At 58.3% G+C, this 18124-nt stretch carries 10 protein-coding genes and 4 pseudogenes; 9 read left to right on the top strand and 5 right to left on the bottom strand.

The genetic code is table 11. The features are described 5' to 3' along the window. From CO656_RS28675 to CO656_RS28660, 4 genes are all read left to right on the top strand, one after another. The coding region (locus CO656_RS28675) for a cation:dicarboxylase symporter family transporter (RefSeq protein ID WP_144353247.1) at positions 1–483 on the top strand (483 nt) is incomplete at its 5' end. A gap of 422 nt (positions 484–905) precedes the next feature. Further along, positions 906–7400 carry a non-ribosomal peptide synthetase gene (locus CO656_RS28670; RefSeq protein ID WP_234819716.1) on the top strand — a complete coding sequence of 2165 codons (6495 nt, stop codon included), beginning with the start codon at positions 906–908 and terminating at the stop codon, positions 7398–7400. 24 nt (positions 7401–7424) lie between these two features. Then, positions 7425–8816, top strand: coding sequence for an MATE family efflux transporter (locus CO656_RS28665; protein ID WP_097528043.1), 1392 nt, complete (start codon positions 7425–7427; stop codon positions 8814–8816). A 192-nt stretch (positions 8817–9008) separates the two neighbouring features. After that, the gene (locus tag CO656_RS28660; RefSeq protein ID WP_097528045.1) at positions 9009–9716 is read left to right on the top strand and encodes a 4'-phosphopantetheinyl transferase superfamily protein; all 708 of its coding nucleotides are present in this window, start codon (positions 9009–9011) and stop codon (positions 9714–9716) included. A gap of 464 nt (positions 9717–10180) precedes the next feature. Here the strand turns inward: CO656_RS28660 and CO656_RS28655 are convergent. Continuing rightward, positions 10181–10886, bottom strand: a pseudogene (locus CO656_RS28655) (IS256 family transposase); the annotation flags it as partial. A gap of 46 nt (positions 10887–10932) precedes the next feature. Further along, on the bottom strand, positions 10933–11322 hold the full coding sequence (locus tag CO656_RS28650) for a group II intron maturase-specific domain-containing protein (RefSeq protein ID WP_234819717.1): 390 nt from the start codon (positions 11320–11322) through the stop codon (positions 10933–10935). A gap of 322 nt (positions 11323–11644) precedes the next feature. On the opposite strand from CO656_RS28650, the pseudogene CO656_RS28645 reads away from it, so the two are divergent. From CO656_RS28645 to CO656_RS28625, 5 genes and pseudogenes are all read left to right on the top strand, one after another. Next, positions 11645–11923: pseudogene (locus CO656_RS28645) on the top strand (type II toxin-antitoxin system Phd/YefM family antitoxin); the annotation flags it as partial. Beyond that, entirely contained in the window at positions 11874–12245 is a 372-nt protein-coding gene (locus CO656_RS28640) for a type II toxin-antitoxin system RelE/ParE family toxin (RefSeq protein WP_097528042.1), read from the top strand. The pseudogene CO656_RS28645 and the gene CO656_RS28640, both read left to right, overlap by 50 nt. 257 nt (positions 12246–12502) lie before the next feature. Then, complete coding sequence (locus tag CO656_RS30425; protein ID WP_097528041.1) at positions 12503–12796, top strand: hypothetical protein; 294 nt, start codon at positions 12503–12505, stop codon at positions 12794–12796. Between the two features lie 105 nt (positions 12797–12901). Further along, positions 12902–13435, top strand: a pseudogene (locus tag CO656_RS28630) (DsbA family protein); the annotation flags it as partial. Between the two features lie 168 nt (positions 13436–13603). Beyond that, positions 13604–14173: a hypothetical protein gene (locus CO656_RS28625; RefSeq protein WP_097528040.1), complete on the top strand. Its 570-nt coding sequence runs from the start codon at positions 13604–13606 to the stop codon at positions 14171–14173. Positions 14174–14206: 33 nt separating this feature from the next. Here CO656_RS28625 and CO656_RS28620 read toward each other — a convergent pair whose 3' ends face one another. The 3 genes and pseudogenes from CO656_RS28620 to CO656_RS30615 all read right to left on the bottom strand — a co-directional run. Then, the gene (locus tag CO656_RS28620) at positions 14207–16207 is read right to left on the bottom strand and encodes an acyltransferase family protein (RefSeq protein ID WP_097528039.1); all 2001 of its coding nucleotides are present in this window, start codon (positions 16205–16207) and stop codon (positions 14207–14209) included. A gap of 71 nt (positions 16208–16278) precedes the next feature. After that, positions 16279–16659: pseudogene (locus tag CO656_RS28615) on the bottom strand (ABC transporter substrate-binding protein); the annotation flags it as partial. 1186 nt (positions 16660–17845) lie between these two features. Further along, the coding region (locus CO656_RS30615) for an SGNH hydrolase domain-containing protein (protein WP_272938888.1) at positions 17846–18124 on the bottom strand (279 nt) is incomplete at its 5' end.

Below are 18124 nucleotides of genomic sequence, written 5' to 3'. Positions count from 1 at the left end.
GCACTGCCGGGCCTGATGAACAAGATGGAAAAGGCCGGTTGCAAGCGCTCGGTCGTCGGCCTCGTCATTCCGACCGGCTATTCCTTCAACCTCGACGGCACCAATATCTACATGACGCTGGCGGCGCTGTTCATCGCCCAGGCGACCGACACGCCGCTCTCCTATGGCGACCAGATCCTGCTCCTGCTCGTCGCCATGCTGAGCTCGAAGGGTGCGGCCGGCATCACCGGCGCTGGCTTCATCACGTTGGCCGCGACGCTCTCCGTCGTCCCCTCCGTGCCGGTCGCCGGCATGGCGCTGATCCTCGGCATCGACCGCTTCATGTCGGAGTGCCGGGCAATTACGAATACTATCGGCAATGCGGCAGCGACACTGGTGGTGGCGAAGTGGGAAGGAGAACTCGACCAAGCGCAGCTTTCCGGGGCGCTTGCAGGTGACGGGCCGGCGGGATCCAACCCGGAAATGGTTCAGCCAGCCGAGTAATGCCTCCCAGGGCAACTCCGCACAGTCGTGCGGCTTGGCGCGGGTCTGGCATGCCAGACCCGCGCCATTTTGTTATCCACCGAAGACGGCTTCTGTTTCATCCGCGGCAATTCAAAATGTTGCAAAGGACCCCGCGTCTACCTGTTCATGCCCAAGTGTCGCCGCAACGCTGATCGGGAACCAGATGCTGCAAACTGCACCCACCGTCGTTAGCTAATGTCCCTGCCCGCTGTTTCCAAGGAGCCAGAGGTGACCCCTATTGTCGTGTTTGTCAGTGCCACGACACGCTGCTGTTCGACAAAATTCCTAACACACTCGCTTAAAGCGTTGAACTGACAGTGACGTTTCGCATAGGCGCTTCTCCGCGTCGCTGGCATGACTTTTGCTGATTGTCGATCGCGACGGGGCAGGAACGACCAACTATGACCCACTGGCTGCCTCGCCGGGCGAGGAACCTTATGCTCAACGATGGCCGGACTGTGAAGTCCGAATTTATGGGAAATCAACTCATCGATGTAGTCGCGGCTATCGATGAAATCGCAGCATTGTTCCGGGACAAGGTAGCGATCAAGCATGGTGCGGAAGAGCTCACATATGGTGGGCTGCAACTGCTGTCGGATAGAATTGCGAGCACCCTGCGGGCGCGCGGTCCAGAGGGTACGATCGTGGGCTATTACGGCGCAAGAGACCTCAATTGGGCGGTCACGGTAATCGCAATTTTGAAAAGCGGCTCAACTTATTTGCCGCTCGATCCATCCTTACCGGCATCGCGCATTTCCTGCGTGATTGAGCAGAGTGGATGCAATCTGATTATCGGGTCAGAAAGACGCGAATCGCTTGCTCGCTTCCAGGAAGACAGCACCGGCGACCTGCAATTCTTGACGGTGCAGGCGGCGCTACTCGATGTCTGTACCTCCCCTGCAATGCGAGCATCGGTAGAGGGCCCTCTCGCCTACCTCCTGTTCACCTCCGGTTCGACGGGAAGACCAAAGGGAGTGATGGTCAAGCGGGCGGGCCTCAACAACCACTTGATGGCGAAGATTGATGCACTCCAGCTAGGTCAGAAGGACTGTGTCGCACAAACTGCCTCGCATAGCTTTGACATCTCGCTGTGGCAGCTTTTGGCAGGGCTTTGTGTCGGCAGTTGCGTCACGATCATAGATGATGCGACAGTGAGATCTCCGATGGCCCTTCTTGAGGCCCTTGAAACAAATCGCGTCACTATCGTCCAATTCGTTCCATCGTCGCTCGCAGTATTCGTTGAATATCTGCAGACACTGTCGGCGCAGGAGCGGCTTCTCGGCGCCTTACGCATGATCTCCACGGTCGGCGAGCCGCTGACGCCTGCCTTGGTGCGCAGCTGGCTGACACTCTATCCTCAAGTCCCGATCCTCAATCACTACGGCCCGACAGAATGCGCGGATGGGGTTACGCATCATCTGATCTCTCTCCCGCCCCTTACGGCTGACGCCTATGTTCCCATTGGTAAGCCGATTGCCAATCTCAGGGTTTATATCGCCAGCGGCACACGTCTGTGCGAGGCGGGGGAAATTGGCGAAATCTGTGTGAGCGGTGTCGGTGTCGCTGACGGTTACATCAACGATGGCGAGCGTACCGAAAATGCTTTTCTGTCAAATCCGTTCTCGGACCACCCATCATATCGGCAGCTCTACAAGACCGGCGATCTTGGACGGATCAGGGCAGACGGCCTCTTGGAGTGTCTTGGTAGACGAGATCGGCAGATCAAGATCCGCGGACATCGAATCGAACTCGGAGAGATCGAGTCTCGCCTATGCGCCCATCCTTTGATAAGTGCGGCCGTGGCTGTTGCACCCCTCCACGAGAGCGTGAAGCTCACGGCCAGGGACATAGCAAATACCGACGGAGCAATCGGGCCCAGACGGATAGTGGCGTATGTGTCGGCTCCTGCGGGGCTATCGGAGAGTGAACTCCGCAGCTTTGTTGCCGAAACGCTGCCTGCCTACATGCTGCCGGAACGAATCATACGTGTCGACCGGCTACCGACGACCCCAAACGGCAAGGTCGACTTCGCGTCACTGCCTGATCCGACGACGCTTCGCCCGGAGTTGCTGGAGCCCTTCGAGGAACCAACGACCGAGCTCGAAAGCAGACTACGAGATATTTGGTCCAGCATTCTTCGGATCGAAAGTATCGGCGTGGGCGACCAATTCATGGATCTCGGCGGAGACTCGATCCGCGCGATGCTAATATTGGCTCAAATCCACAGGCAGCTCGGGACGAAGGTGGACTTCAGGCTTGTTCTGAATGGGACGATCAGGTCGCTTGCGGCGTCGATATCAAGGCAGTCCGAGACGACAAAGTTGGGGCTCCCCACCTGTGGCAAGCTCAGACGATCACCCCTCACTCGAGTACAGGAACACCTTTGGTTCCTCTGGCAGCTCGACCCGACTGCGAAAAACTACATTATCCAGGGTGGTGTGCGTATCCGAGGTGACATCGATCCGGCCGCTTTCAATAAGGCCTGGAAAGATGTGGTTCAGGCGCATGACGCGCTTTCGGCACGTTTCAGCGACGAAGACGGCCCAGTTCAAATTTTCGATGATCCCAAGAACTCCGATCTAGAGTTGGTGGACGCCACCCTCCTATCCAACCACGAGGCCGAGGCAGTTGTGGCGGAGCTGCGGCGAACGGAGCTCAACAAGCCCTTTGATCTCAGTCAGGGCAATCTGTTTCGTGCGCGCATAATCCGTCTCGGCGCGGACGACCATCTCATATTGATCACCGCGCACGAAATCATCATAGATGCATGGTCGATCTCTGTCCTGCTCAGAGATTTGCAAACGAGATACTCGCATGCCGCTGCATTTTCTCCGGCGGATCGCACATCACTCTCTAGCTATGCGCTGTGGGAAAGTGCACATGTAACGCCGAAGTCGCTGAAGGGCCAGCGGCGCTATTGGCGTCAGCAGATAGGCGACAATCCTCCGGTACTTTCGCTCGGAAGCCCTCGACTGCGGCCGAAAGTGACCTCCTACCGCGGGAATTCGCATGCGGTTCTCCTTGACGGTGAGCTATCTGATCAGTTGCGAGATTTTGCACGCCGGCACAGGTGCACGACTTCCACGGTCCTCCTGGCATGCTTCAAGCTGCTGTTGCGGATGTATAGCGGCCAAGACGATATTATCGTTGGCATACCGCACGTGGTGCGCAGCGAGCCAGGCACTGAGGAGATCGTGGGATTCTTCCTCAACATGGTGCCGATCCGCACAACGATTGACGTCAACAGGTCCTTCGTGGGCCACGTAACTCACGTACAGGACCTCATAGGCGACGCCATCGCGAACTCGGCGTATCCGTTCAGCTGGATGGTCCGGGATGCCCGACTCCACCGCGAGCCTGGTCGATCGCCCATCTTCCAAGCCATGTTCAACATGTACTCTGAGCCCGCGGAGCCACCTGGCAAACGCGATCTCCAAGTGTCATTTCGCGAATACGACACCGGTTATGTGAAATTCGACCTCACGCTGTACGCGCAAGATGAAGGCAGTGCAATTGCATTGCAACTGGCCTACGCGGAAGACATATTTTCGAGCGATGAGATCGCTCGCATGGCCGATAATCTTCGTCATCTCATTGCTACCTGTGTGGAGAGATCGGGCGAGCCGATCCTCGCCCTGGAGGGTCTCAGCCCGTCGGAAGTCGCCAGTCTAAATTCGCTCAAGGGCGAGGAGCGGCTATACGAGAACGAACCTCTGCTCGTGGAAGCGTTCGATCAGGTGAGCGCTTTGAATATCGATCGGGTGGCCTACTTCGGCGAATTCGGAGCAATCACGTTTGGCCAACTGCGCGAACGAGTGGCTGCGATCAAGGCCGTTCTGCGAGCTTGCGGGGTGGGGCCGGGAGACATCGTTGCCATGCTGGTTGACAGGTCCCCGGATGTAGCGGCCACAACGTTGGCAATTCGGGACTTGCAGGCAGTTGTTGTGCCGATATCGCCAGATTACCCGAAGGAGCGGGTCGGCCAGATCCTGGAGGATAGCGGCGCGAACCTCCTTGTGCACACCGGCAGTGACGAAGAGGTCCATTTCGCGCTGCCGAGCGTCAGCCTGACCACCCTGCAGGCCAGATACAACGCTGGCCAGGTTTCGCACAGAACTATCGAATTGCCCGATGAGAGCACAGCCAGTCTAATATATACCTCTTCCTCGACCGGTAAGGCGAAGGGCGTTCTCATACCGGAATCCGCCATACTCAACCGACTGAACTGGATGTGGCGATGCTTTCCCTTCGATGGCTTCGACGTGATGGTGGTACAGAAGTCAGCAGCCCTTGTTGCTGCGGCATGGGAGTATTTCGGAGGGCTCCTGAAGGGAGTGCCAACGCTGATCCTGACGCACGAGCAGTTGCTCGACCCCGACCTCTTGTTGCAAGCATTGGCAAAGCATCACGTGACGCGGTTGTTTGCCTCTCCTCCCATTCTCACCGGTTTGATCGCCTCTCAACAGCGAGGCCCAAAAAGGACCAACTTGCGCCTTGTTACAAGCAGCGCTGAACCGATGCCGCCATCACTTCCCGGTCGTTGGAGAGAATGCTTTCCAGACGTACCCCTATGGAATTTCTATGGAACGACGGAGTGCGCGTCTAATTCAGCGGTATACCGAACATCGAACGGCGACGACGGCTTTTCAGCCGTGCCGGTCGGGCGCCCGATCGACAATGTAAAAATTTACGTTCTTGACGCACAGTTGAAGCGGGTGCCCGTGGGCGTTGCGGGCGAGCTCTGCGTGGCAGGGCGCTGCCTGAGCACGGGTTATTGGAAGGATCCAGAGCGGACAACTCACTCGTTCGTTCCAAATCCGTACGATGAAGGTCAATACAGCCTCCTCTACCGCAGTGGTGATATTGCTCGCATCTCGGTGGAAGGCCTTCTGGAGATTTGCGGGCGTGCGGACAACCAAATCCAGCTTCGGGGGTTTCGAATTGAACTGGAGGACATCGAAACGGCGCTTGCATCGCATCCTGGCGTTGCGAAGGCCGCGGCATTTGTAAGGGGCCAGGATGATGATCAGCGACTGCTCGCCCTTGTCGTCCCGGCTCGTGCCGGCCTGGCCTCAAGGGACATTGTAGACCATCTGCGGCAAAAACTGCCATCTTACATGATTCCGTCGGATGTTCGGGTCGTGCGCCGTATTCCGGTCACGGCGAGCGGGAAGATAGACCGTGCCCGTCTGGCGTCCGTGTCATCGAGCATCATGCGAAGGGCCAAATCCGCTAAGCCGCAGACGAAGAGGGAGCGACTGCTCGCCGATATTTGGCAAGAGCTGTTGGGCACAAAATCTGTCGGTATCGATGATAGCTTCTTTGATATCGGCGGAAATTCGCTTCTGAGTGTGCGGTGCGTTACACTGGCGCGCAAAGCGGGACTGAGCTTTACCGTCAGCCAACTGCATCGGACACCAACGATCCGAGAACTGGCAAAGCACCAAACGTCGGCTGCGGCCTCTGCCTTGGCGACTTCCGATGGGCCGCTGCCAGTGACCCCTGCAGTCTCCCATTGGAATAGTATCGTTGGCATTGGCGAACACTACAACATTGGCGATCTGTTCTTCATGCCCGCCGGCCACTTGAACCTCTCCATTCTTGAGCAAGCGCTTGCGCATGTCCTCGGCCGGGAGGAAGGACTGAGGCTCCGAATTGACCAAACGGAGAGCGGCCTGTCTCAGGCAATCGGTTCGATACCAGATCCCCTGATCGAAGAAATAGACCTTGCCGGCATGGCCGCAGCAAAACAACTCACGGTCATCGAGCACGCCTGCGCGGAGCGTCAGCGCACATTTCGATTTGACGGTGAGACACCGCTTATCAGAGTCTCAGCCTTCCGGACATCAGAGTGCGACGATTACTATTTGCTTGTCCTGCTACACCATTTCGTAGCAGACGGGGTTGGATACCGGCTGTTCCTGAATGCCCTCGAGGCAGCTTACAATTCGTTTGCTTCAGGCCAAAGCGCTGCGGATCCCGAGGCGTCGACCCTGTCTCGATGGCTGGAGCGATTGGAGAATTACGCAAATGGCGAAGCGGCAACAGAGCTCGAACACTGGGAGAGCTTGCGGTATGACCAGTTTGACATGCGTGTGAGCGACGCTGGCGCTGGCGCGGCGGGATTTTCAGCCGAAACTGCAAGGTGGCTCCACTATGTAGGGGGTGAGGAACATCTCGATGAAGAATTCTGCAGACCGCTCTGGAAAGACCAGGCAACATTCCATCTAAGGATCAGTGAGGAGGCAACAAGGAAGCTTCTCAACGTTGCGGCGGCGTCTGCAGACTGCGAAGATTTCGATCTATTGCTTGCTGCTATTTCGGGGACATTTGGCCGCGCTTTCGGCAATTACTCACTCTGGATTGACAGTCTCACTTCGACCAGGGGACGTCTGTTTGACGACATCGACCCCTCTCAAATCATCGGTTATATCGGTGAACTGGTACCGCTCCCGTTATGCCTTGACGGTACAGAGTCTCGTCCGGACCGAGCCCGTTCGATTTATCAGCAGCGCAGCTCGTTGCCACGCCAGGGCATAGGTTTCCGAGCTTTGAAGTTCTTAAATCGGAACCCCGCTGTCCGGGAGCGGATCGATCGTCTGCCGTTACCTCGCATTGGAGTGAACTATCGAGCGAGGCTTCAACATCATTATCCGCGCCGTCTGCTGTCCAGAGATCCACACCCATTGTGGATCGGTGACGACATGGATCAGTCCGTTCTGAACTACCTCTTCTGGTTTCGCGTCGGATACCAATCGGGCGAACTACAGATCGAAGTCAGATATGATCCACGACACGTTGGCTACGAAACGACCCGCAAGGTCTGCGCAATCTTGCAGGAAGAGCTCCTGCAGATGGTGGACGCGTTTGCAGATCCTGGCGCAATCGGCCGGTAACGGATGGGGCCCTCGGAGCAACAGATGAAGGGCGAAGAAGAGCGCATGGCCTCACCGGCAGAGCATATCAGTTTGTTGGATGGCAAGGTGTCCCGCCTCATCATACGGCTCGCCATTCCCTCGATTATTGGGTTGTCGTTCAATGCACTTCAGCAGTTCGTGAATGCGATCTTTGTCGGGACACTGGGTGCGCAGGCTATCGCTGCCGTCAGCATAACTTTGCCTATCGTGGTCCTGCTCACCGCGGTCGGGCAGGGAATCGGCGTCGGCACAGCATCCTTCGTATCGCGCAACCTCGGGGCTGGCAATTCGCTGGAGGCCAGTCGAGGGGCGAGCTCGGCACTCGGCCTCGCGGTTCCGATCGGAGTCGGACTGACCGTCGCTCTGCTTCTCAATTTGCGCGACGTTCTCGCTATGCTGGGTGCCAGTCCGACAATAATGCCAGCTGCGCTCGATTACGCATGGTTGCTCCTGTTTGGGTACACTCTCATGCTGTTGAACATGGTCAACGGGTTTATCGTGAGAGCTGAGGGTAATACACGCTTCAGCATGTGGACCATGATTACATCTTTCACGCTGAATGCCCTGCTCGATCCAATTCTGATTTTTTCGCTGGATCTCGGTGTTCGCGGAGCGGCGCTAGCAACACTGCTGTCTCAGATCTCCGCCACCAGCCTCTACGTCCTCTATTTCGTGAAGCAACGTGGAATTGTCCGTGTCCGACCTTCCTTCGCAAGTTGGAGGGGCGACCGCGTAAAGCAGATGGCCGCCATTGGAGCTCCCGCAACCTTCACCGGTATCTTGTCTGCTGCTTCATTTATGCTCTTGAACAGGGCTGCTGCGCCGTTCGGCGACAATTCCATTGCCGCTGTAGGTATAGCGGCACGCTTGATAACGATTGGTGCACTCCCGATTATGGGCCTGTGCATCGGCTCCCAAGCGGTTCTCGGTTTCAGTTGGGGAGCACAAGATTTCGCTCGGGTACAGAGAGCGGCGAAGTTCATGCTTTCCGTAGCCGTTGGGTTCTCGGTCAGCTTTTCTGCTGTGGTCGTGGTTTTTGCCCGGCCAATCGTCCAGCTCTTGAGCGATAGCGAGGCCGTGACGCAAATCGCTGTCCCGACATGCATCGTGTTCCATCTGTTTTTCGGGCTTTTTGGTGTCCAGTACGTTGCAATAACCATGCTTCAGTCGTTCGGGCGAGCCCGTCTGAGTGCCGTCGTTTCCTTCGCGAGGCAAGGATATCTCTTCGTACCAGCCATACTGCTGTTGCCCGTCATTTGGGGTTTTAACGGCCTGTTGATCAGCCAGGCAGTTGCTGAGCTATTGGCAGGGTTGCTGGCCGTGCTCGTGATATTCAGGCAGTTCGGCGATCTCAAAGGAATGCTCCTTAGCCGAGGAGCGAGCCGCGAGAACTGAGAGCTGATGCAAGCGTGGCGACTCTCTCTGGATTGTCGCTGACCGCCCGGATGCAAGGCGGAGGCTTCGCTTCCCCTCAGCTGCTGATTTTCGATCCGAGTCAAATGACATTGGCGGGGAAGCGCCGTCGACTGCACTCGATTTTGCTCGGGGACCCCGCAAAAATGCATGCTCAAGCGAGAGGAGATCTCGATGATAGGAACGCTGCTGCCATCGAATGTTGCCGTGCAAACCTGCCTGGCAAGTGAAGGCAGCAGAACTGGAGTGATGGCCGAAGAGGAAAGTGCAATCGCGACCGCAGTCAAAAGCAGAAGGCGTGAATTTTCGATCGGGCGGGCCTGTGCCAGAGCGGCATTGTCCAAGCTTGGCTTTCCACCGTCAGCGATCCCAACTGGGCCTAACCGAGAACCGCTCTGGCCGTCCGGCGTCGTGGGCAGCATAACGCATTGCGCCGGATTTCATGCCGCGGCTGTTGCCCTGCAGAAGGACTGCGTTGCGCTTGGGATCGATGTCGAAGTCGACGAGGAGCTCCCCTCAGGCGTGTTGCCGCTCATTTCGGGTGACGAGGAGCGAAATTGGATCGCAAACGCACCTCAGGGCCGCAATTGGGGACGGCTGCTCTTCAGTGCCAAGGAGAGCATCTTCAAGGCGTGGTTCCCGCTCACAGGTGAATGGTTAGGCTTCGAGGATGCCGTAGTCACTATCATTCCGGAAGATCGCTCATTTGTTGCTCAGCTTCCGCACACGATCGTGCCGGCGAACAATTTTCCTTCGGAGCTCCGCGGCCGCTTCCTTATTGCAGATGGACTGATACTGACTGCAGTGTCCCTTGCGGCATCTAAGGCCAATCACTCTCCCCTTGCCGGCGCGAAGACGGAGTCGAGTCCAGACATTAAGTAGCATTGTAGCGCTCCTCAAGACAATCTGGAGCTTTCGACAGACAAGACGACCTTTCCTTCGGGCCAGTTCAAAAGCACAAGCTCGGCTTTTGACTGTTTAAATGACGTTGCGACGCCAGGCCGTGTAGATGAACTCAAAGGTAGGGAGCAGTGACGGCTGCCGAGATCTCGTATCCATCCTGTTACAAGAAAGACGACTTCTCCCCATGTCCGCATCCCTTCTCAGTCCGACATCGGCATAGCTGCGAGTGTTCACAGCATTTCGGATCTGAGCGGCCTTCGGCAGCCCGTGAGAACGGAGTGACCCAATAACCGGATTTAGCCAGGCGCTTGCCAGAGCGGTCCGCAGGAATATTGCATCTACGGCGACACAAAGCAGTGTTCGGCGGCCATATCGATCGTGCCCACTGGAGTGGTGTAACTGACGGCTTTGGTCGCCGTGCTCTCCGGCGTAGGCCGGACTGATCAGCGTGCCACTGCCGGCAGGCTGATGAGCGGATCATCGCTCATCTGGCTAATGGTTTGCAGTGTCATATAGCGAGTCCGCTGCACGGCCCACTCATCATTTTGTTCAAGCAGCAATGCGCCGACGAGGCGGACGATGGCATCGTCGTTGGGAAAGATGCCGACAACCTCGGTGCGCCGCTTGATCTCGCCATTGAGTCGCTCTATCGGATTGATCGAGTGTAGCTTGACGCGGTGGTCCTTGGGGAAGCTCATGTAGGCGAGGACGTCGTGCTCGGCCTCGTCCATGATGGCGGCGAGTTTTGGCACCTTCGGGCGGATTTGGCCGGTGACGGCGCGCCACTGCAGGCTTGCCGCCTCTGCCGTCTCCTGGGCGAAGGCGGTGGCGATGAAGGCCGACACGACGCGACGGCCACTCTTTCCGGCATGCGCCAGCACGTTGCGAGCGAAATGAACCCTGCAGCGCTACCAGGTGGCGCACAGAACTTTGGAAACCGCCGCATTGATGCCTTCGTGGGCATCGGAGACGACGAGCCTGCCGCCGCGCAGGCCACGCCGGGTTAGCTTGCGAAGGAACTCCTCGGCTCGGCTTCGATGTGCCGACCTCCATGCCCAGCACCTCGCGCCGGCCGTCCGTGTTGACGCCGACGGCGATGATCATAGCGACGGAGACGATGCGGCCGCCGCGGCGCACCTTCAGGTAGGTGGGTAGAGTAGGCGATGTGCGCCTTACCGCCTTGCGACGGCAGGTTTCACATCGCCGAACCGGACATGCGCCTTTCGTTGCGCATCCGGCTCTCCAGAAAACATGGCAAAGTCAGGCGTTCCCATCCATGCCAAACGATATCGGCAGACGGGGGTCCAGCCGAGCATGTGTTGCTCGACCGGCCCTCTCGCCAGAGCCGTCTGGTGGGGCGTCGACCGCTGGGCCGTTTGGAGCCCCAAAGTTGACGCACCCCCGCTTTGGGCCGTTTCTTACCCAACCAGCAGAACAGACGCAGACCCACATACCAGTCGATACCGACGAACACGCGGCCTGCGCCCACACAGTGGCGATAATAGTTTGCCCATCCACGCAGAATGGGGTTGATCTCCCGACGCTTATCGCCAAGGCTGACGGAGGTACTGTCCCGTCCCGTCAGTTGCTCGACCCTGCGACGCAGGCTGACGACTTTTGCCGCAGCAGCGTTTCCATAGGTCCGCAGTAGCGGTGATGAAATTCGCGGTGCGACATTGCCGCATCATGACATGCAAAGCGTGAAGATCATCCACTACAAAGGGCGGGGGGTTGTACGAACGTCATTATAAGAAAAGAGATTCTCTTTCGCAGGCATTGCGAGGAAAAAAGCAGCCGCAGCGGAATGGGAGGTCGCGCGCTGGAAATACCGTTCCCACGGTGTCGTGGCAGACCTTACAATTGACCATTTGTTGATCTATATTCTGGTCGAAATGGAGCAACCCGCAATGAAACTGTCAGAACAGGTCAAGCCGATCAGCTATCTCAAGGCGCATGCGCCCGAGATCATCCGGACGTTGAAGGATAATCCTCAGCCCGTTGTCATAACCCTTTACGGCGAGGCGAAAGCGATCCTTCAGGACGTCGGTCAATACGAAGAAACGCAGGAGACGCTGGCGCTCTTGAAGGTGCTGGCGCTCACCAACCGGCAGGTCGAGGAGGGCAAGCTGCGGCCTGCTGCCGAATCCTTCGCCCGTATTCGCAAACGTCTGGCCGACAGCCAGTCCTGCGTACCGTGTTCTTTTCGCCGAGGACGCGGAACGCGACATCGAGGATCTTTACCGGTTCATCGCCGGTCGCGACGGCACTGAAACGGCAGAGCGCATCTTGAAGGAAATCGAAACCGCCTGCGCCGATCTCGCAGAGTTCCCCGCCCGCGGAAACATTCCGAAAGAGCTGGAGAGTATCGGGCTCGCCGAATACCGGGAACTGCATCATAAGCCGTGGCGCATGATCTACCGCATCATGGGCACCGACGTCGTCGTCTACTGCGTCGTGGACGGACGTCGCGACATGCAGACCTTCTTGGAACGACGGCTCATCCGCTGAAGTCGGCTTACGCCCTTCGGTGATTTCGAGATCACGAGCAGCCTCTCCTTTGACCCCGCTGGCACCGCCCAGGCCGCTGCTGCTCAAGCTCTTCTTCTGGATGTGGATTGCAAAGGTCCTTCCTGCCCGGCGCCAGGCTTCCGCCTTCTTCGGAATGGTCTTTCTCACCAATCGCGGCGTCCACATGCCTTCACTGTCGCTAGAGGGCGGTCCGCTCAGCCTACCCACATTCTTGGCGCTCGGCGGTCTCGCAAACGTTGTGCTCATTCTCGCTCTCCCGCCGGCTGACAAGCCGCACCGGTGCCGCAGCGGTCGAATTGGCCGTCGCCGCAACTCTTTGCTTCCTATACCTCTCCGGCGCCCGGCCGGTTGCCGCTCGCCGGCTTCAACATCCGCGGCGGGCTCAGTCTCTCGCCGGAATTCGCGGCCTGCTCACCGGCCTCGTTATCAAATTCTCCGCATTCATCGCCGAGATCGTGCAGGCGGGGATCCCGTCCGTCGGTACCGGCCAGTGGGAGGCGGCACGAGCGCTCGGCCTGCACGACGGCTAAATCATCCGTCTCGTCGTCTTGCCGCAGGCGCTAAAATCCTCGACCACTGGCATCTGACGGAAGAAGCCTTGCCGGCATCCGAGACCAACCCGCCCGGCCTACCCAGCTTTCACCGACCTTGCGGCGAAGAACGACGCCGTTATCACGCCCTATCTGACCACGGTTGGTCGAGGAAACCGGCGGGATCTTCTCGCGCAATCTGCCCGAGATCCGGCGTGCGTACTGGACGCGGGACCTCAAACGCTGGGCGCGCGTGCGCGGCAAGGACTTGCGGCTCGAACATCGCCCGGAGCTCAGCGATCCGACGCCGTCGTCCCCTTTTGTCATTGCGGCCTATCTCGACGGGCAGGATTGGATCGGCGTTACCCGCGTTCTGCAGCATGCCTTCTGGAGCGAGGCGATGGACATCGGCAAGTCCGATGTGCGCGAGGCGATCGTAACAGCCGCAGGCTTCGATGGCGTAGCACTCCTCAGGCGGCGGGCCGACGAGGAAGTTCAGAACAAGTGGTCGGCGGACCGCGTCCATGCGCGCGCCAGCGGTGTCTTCGGCTTTCCCACCTATGTCTATGATGGCGAAATCTATTGGGGGCAGGACAATCTGCCCTTCCTCGAACGAATCTGCGCGGCGATAAGCCTTAGGTGAACGTCAGGCCTATTTTCTTGCGACCAGGATGAGGAGCTTCTGCTGGCGCCGATGCCGGTCTCTTTCCTGGCCCGTCCGCTCGAGCAAGTTGAAACGCTGTCGGGAGTTCCGGATGCCGCCATCGACCTCCAACCGGCGCCCGGATGGCAGCGCGGCGATAATGGGTGACCGACGGTGGCGCGGTGGAGAACCGCGGTGCGATAACCCTCTATTTTGCCGTCCGAGAGACGCTGCGGCGTCCGTCACCGGCCGAAAATCTGGCGCGATTGCGCGTCGTCGTTGCCGACGTGTCCGCTTCCGATGACCGCTACGCCGAAAGTTTCGGCTTCGATTCCGTGCTCGGCGCCGGCGGTCAGCTCGGACTGGCGCCGGAAGGCGAGCTCTTGGCCGATCTCAAGGAAATTTACTGCGGGCACGAGTCGGCGATTACGGTCCACGAGATCGCCACGCCCGCAGTGCTGCGCAACGGAGGCATCGGCACCCATTGGCTACTTCCCGGATCGCTGACCTTCACAGACCCGAAAACCGGCGATCGCGTCACCTTGTCGGCCGATGACGTGAAGAAGCTCGGCGTCGCGCACGATTCCACAGCCCCGATCTTTGATAATCCGGCAGACTGGGAAATCAGCAGCCTGATCCTCGTCCACCCCAAGGGGCGCACTCCACTATGGAGTGAATTTTGGACGCCGATTGACATTCCTGAGTTTGCGCGTGCTCCGCGCAGCTTGCAATGATCACCAACACTGGCTTGCATCGCCGAAGTCAGTTCATCTTGTCGTCGGCGACCCGTCCTGCACCGCCCAGACCGCCGCCTTTTGAAACACCGCTCGTTCCAGCGCCGGCGCGAGCGATTCCGCATAGGCCGTGGCGATATGGTGGCGGTCGCGGAAGGTGAGCTTTCCGTCGATCACCGCAGGGCACGTTGACCTGTTGCAGAAGAGATCGACCACATCGACATAAGACGCATGCATCTCCAAAGCCGCCTTTCTTTCCGCGGCGGGGATGGTTTCCTCCACCGCCTCGCTGCGCGGCGTGTCGCAATCGCTTGGACTGCGTTTCTGCCAAAGCGCGCGCGCCACGCATTTGTCGAGATAGGATTTGTGCACCGGCCCGTCGCGAAGCACCGCGACATTGCTACCGGTGCTTTCCAGCCTTTCGACCGACCGCTTGATCCCGGCGGCCCAATCTTTCACTTCGAACTGGTGCTCAGAAGTGTGATTGATCTCGTTTTTTACATAGCTCGAAGAGTATTGGGATAGGATCACGATGTCGGGACGCAGAGTGTTGATCTCTTGGAACGCCCTGTCGCGCCACTTGTCGCACTCATTATACTTCCGCGGCATGCCGTTCCGTGTCGAGACGCTTGCCGCCGGGCAGGACGACTTAAGATAAGTGACGAGCCGCCAACCGTTGTTCTCGGCAATCTTCTTGAGCGGCGTCGACCAGTGATCGGCATGGGAATCGCCGAAGAGCACGACGGTCTTCTTGGAATTGGCAGCGCCGAATTCGCAGGCCTTCGGCTGCACTTCTCCCCTCTCGGCGACGCAGGCGGAATCGAATTCGCGGGCTGCCGACTTTCGCTCTGCACTCCGCAGGATCAGGCGCTGCTCGCCGTCCAGGCTGTGCTCAGCCAACGCCGCGGTGCCGTAGGCGAGCGTCGCGCCCGTTCCTGTGAGCAGCGTGGCGAAGGCCAACGAACGGCTCGTCTTTGCCGCGAGCCAGCCATTGTGGCGCACCGGGTTCTCGATGAAGCGGTAGCTGAAGAGCGAGAGCCCCAGCGTCAAGGCCAGGCACAACAGACGATCAACGATGGTCAGCTCGGGCTTGAGCACGCCCGCATAGACGATGACGGGCCAATGCCAGAGATAGAGGGAATAGGAGAGCTTGCCGATTTCCTGGAACGGCGAAAACGCAAGTATCGACTTCGGCCCTTTGCCCTCATGCGCGCCGCTCAGGAGGATGAGCACCGTTCCGAGCACTGGAAGCAGCGCAATCGAACCTGGAAATGGAACCTCCTCGCTCACCGTCAGATATGCCGTTGCGATCGACAGAAGCCCGAGCCATCCAAGTGCGGGCGAGAAGCGGGAACGCCTCGCCCAGTCTTGCATCACTGCCATCGAGGCGAGACCGCCGCAGGCGAATTCCCATGCGCGCAGGGGCGAGAAATAGAACGCCCAGGGCTGGGAAATGGCAGTCATCCGCCAGCAAAGCGTGAAAGAGGTGACCGCGACGATCCCAAGAAGAACGAAAAGACCGCCCTTTCCCGGCCGCAGCTTTGCGAAAAGCAGAAGCAACGCCGGCCACACGAGGTAGAACTGCTCCTCGACCGATAGCGACCAGAAGTGGATGAAGGGGTTGCTGGTCGCATCCGGCGCGAAGTAATCGACTGTCCACCGGATCAGCCACAGATTGATCATATAGGCTGAGGCGAACAGCGATCCCTTCGAATAGAACTGTTGTTCGGATGGCGACAGAAGGAAATAGCCGACGATCAGCGTCGTCAGGATGACGAAGAAAGCGGCCGGGAGCAGGCGGCGGGCGCGCCGCGCATAGAAGCGCCAAAGATCGATGGTGCCGCTTTTTCCGATTTCCTGTTGCAGGTGTCGGGTGATTAGAAAACCCGAAATGACGAAGAAGATGTCGACGCCGACAAACCCGCCGGGCAGATCCGTCATGCCGAAATGAAAGGCAATGACGCCGGACACTGCCAAAGCCCGCAATCCCTCGATGTCCGGACGAAAGATTGCCGAGGCTGCCTGTGATTTCATACTCGATCCCCTGTCACCTGGTCGCCCCCTGCTGATGCCTCAGTAGGCGGGAGGCAAAGTTCCATGATGCGGGTGGCCGAAGAGATGTCGTCGGGAAAGGAGACGCTTTCCGCCAGAAGCCCGTAAGCCGTCGAAATTTTGTCCTCCGCCGGTTTCATGAGCGTGTCGAAAACGAGCGCCAGACCGACCGCCGTTTCGCCCTTCACCAAGAGCGGATTGAAAGTGTCGAAGGTGCCCGTCTGCGATAGCCTAAGCTCTCCGCCCTTGGGAGCGTCCGGATTCACATAGTCGAAGTGAGCAAAACCCGGCGGATATTTGAGCTCGTCCACGAGCGACAGCCCGTGATGCCAGACCGGCTGCTCTTGAGCCTCTGCCGTTGGCATCAGAAATAGTGACATTGCCAGGAACGTGGTCGCAACCTTCATTCCTCCAGTACCGCCAATGTCAAGCATCCCGTCGTTTCTCCTTGTTTTCGGTTTTTCTCGTAGACCAGAATAGGCGAAATTCGAAAAATCGATTATTTGGATGGCCCAAATCCGCGCTATGGATAGACAAAAGCGCTTCGCTAAGCTGTTGGCCCGCAATGATATTGTTGTCGTAGTCAGTCTGGACTGGACGTCTGGTCAGAGGCACTGCGGACATGTGCGAAGGATACGTTGTATGTTAGAGTGGGCTTCGCCCATCGTACGAGCGCACAGCGGCACTCCCGCCGGACGGACGGGCAGTCGTTCGCTGGCCACCCATGGCCACGACTTCGAACTGACCAGACGAGAGATCGCAGAGCGGCATCAGCCTGTTCTGCGGAGCTTTGCGCTTCATCAAAGAGAACGTCGCACCGCACGAGGCAAGTCGTGCAATTCTATGGCTGACCGCCAATGCTTCCGTTTTAATGAAGGGCTCTTTCCGCGCAGGCGCTGCAAGTAAAGGCTTGGGAAAAATCTGTGGCTGGAGAATCGCACCCCATCTGGTTGTCGACACCCACCTCTTGGGAGGCAGCATTTCTTGCCATTTGAGAATGCGCGAGCCCGAGCCGTCGTAGGAAGCGGTCGGGCATGTGTACATGAGCTCACTTTTCAACGCGGACACCGAGGGCATTCTCCCCGAGGTGATGACGGCCTATTGGGACGTTGATTACGAACGCCGCGGCACAGCTACTGTTGTAAGACTGTCTTTCGCGCTGTCCCACGCCAAGCTAATTCATCCGTAGAGTGGATCGGCCCCATCCAAATAATCGATTTTGCGGTCCGTACGTTAAGTTGCATAACGGTATTCGCCCAGGGAGACGTAAACCTACACACCGAGCCTCCCAAACACCGGTGTAGGACAGCTCCCCAGACGTATCCCTGGGTACTCCCTTTCAAAGCGGCGTGTTGCCCGCGAGCGCTTAGAAAATTGCGCCTGATCCAGCTTCCCGGCATCGGGCCAGAGAGCATCGCAACACGCCCGAGGGCCCTCGATTTCGCCGTCAGGTCCGGGCTGTTGCAGGCCAAAGGCCGCGCTCATGCTACAGTCTTGCCTCCGGGAAGGGCGTCACGGCGAGCATTCTCGCAACACCGCAGTTCTTTGGTATGTTGGCGCGGTCCGCTCCAAAGAAGCCTGAGGCTTGAAGGTAGCCCGAGGAACCATGTCGAAAATGCTCTAACGAGCAGACCTGATCAGCCTCTCAGCAAGTCTCGTCTTTCGCGCAATGACCTCGGATCCTTCATAGGAAAGGTGACCGCTGTCTCGGTAAAGGAATGTGCCGTCGATCTCGGTCTTGCACGTTGTGTCGTCGCAGAGAAAGTCGTGGTAAGAGATAACCTCCACGTCAGCCTTCATGGCCACTTGGTTCAAGAGCTCGAGAGTGCGGGACCGCATCCGGCGGTAATCGCTGACATATATTTTACAATCACTGTAGCGGCCGAGCATAAGGCTGCC

Origin of the sequence: Sinorhizobium sp. FG01 (genome assembly GCF_002531875.1) — a bacterium.
Classification (GTDB): domain Bacteria; phylum Pseudomonadota; class Alphaproteobacteria; order Rhizobiales; family Rhizobiaceae; genus Sinorhizobium; species Sinorhizobium fredii_C.
This window is presented reverse-complemented; position numbering and strand designations above follow the sequence as displayed.

What these genes read in the sequence shown, in the direction of transcription:
- CO656_RS28670 (WP_234819716.1), top strand. Translation starts at nt 906, where the DNA reads ATGACCCACTGGCTGCCTCGCCGGGCGAGGAACCTTATGCTCAACGAT.
- CO656_RS28665 (WP_097528043.1), top strand. Translation starts at nt 7,425, where the DNA reads ATGAAGGGCGAAGAAGAGCGCATGGCCTCACCGGCAGAGCATATCAGT.
- CO656_RS28660 (WP_097528045.1), top strand. Translation starts at nt 9,009, where the DNA reads ATGATAGGAACGCTGCTGCCATCGAATGTTGCCGTGCAAACCTGCCTG.
- CO656_RS28620 (WP_097528039.1), bottom strand. Translation starts at nt 16,207, where the DNA reads ATGAAATCACAGGCAGCCTCGGCAATCTTTCGTCCGGACATCGAGGGA.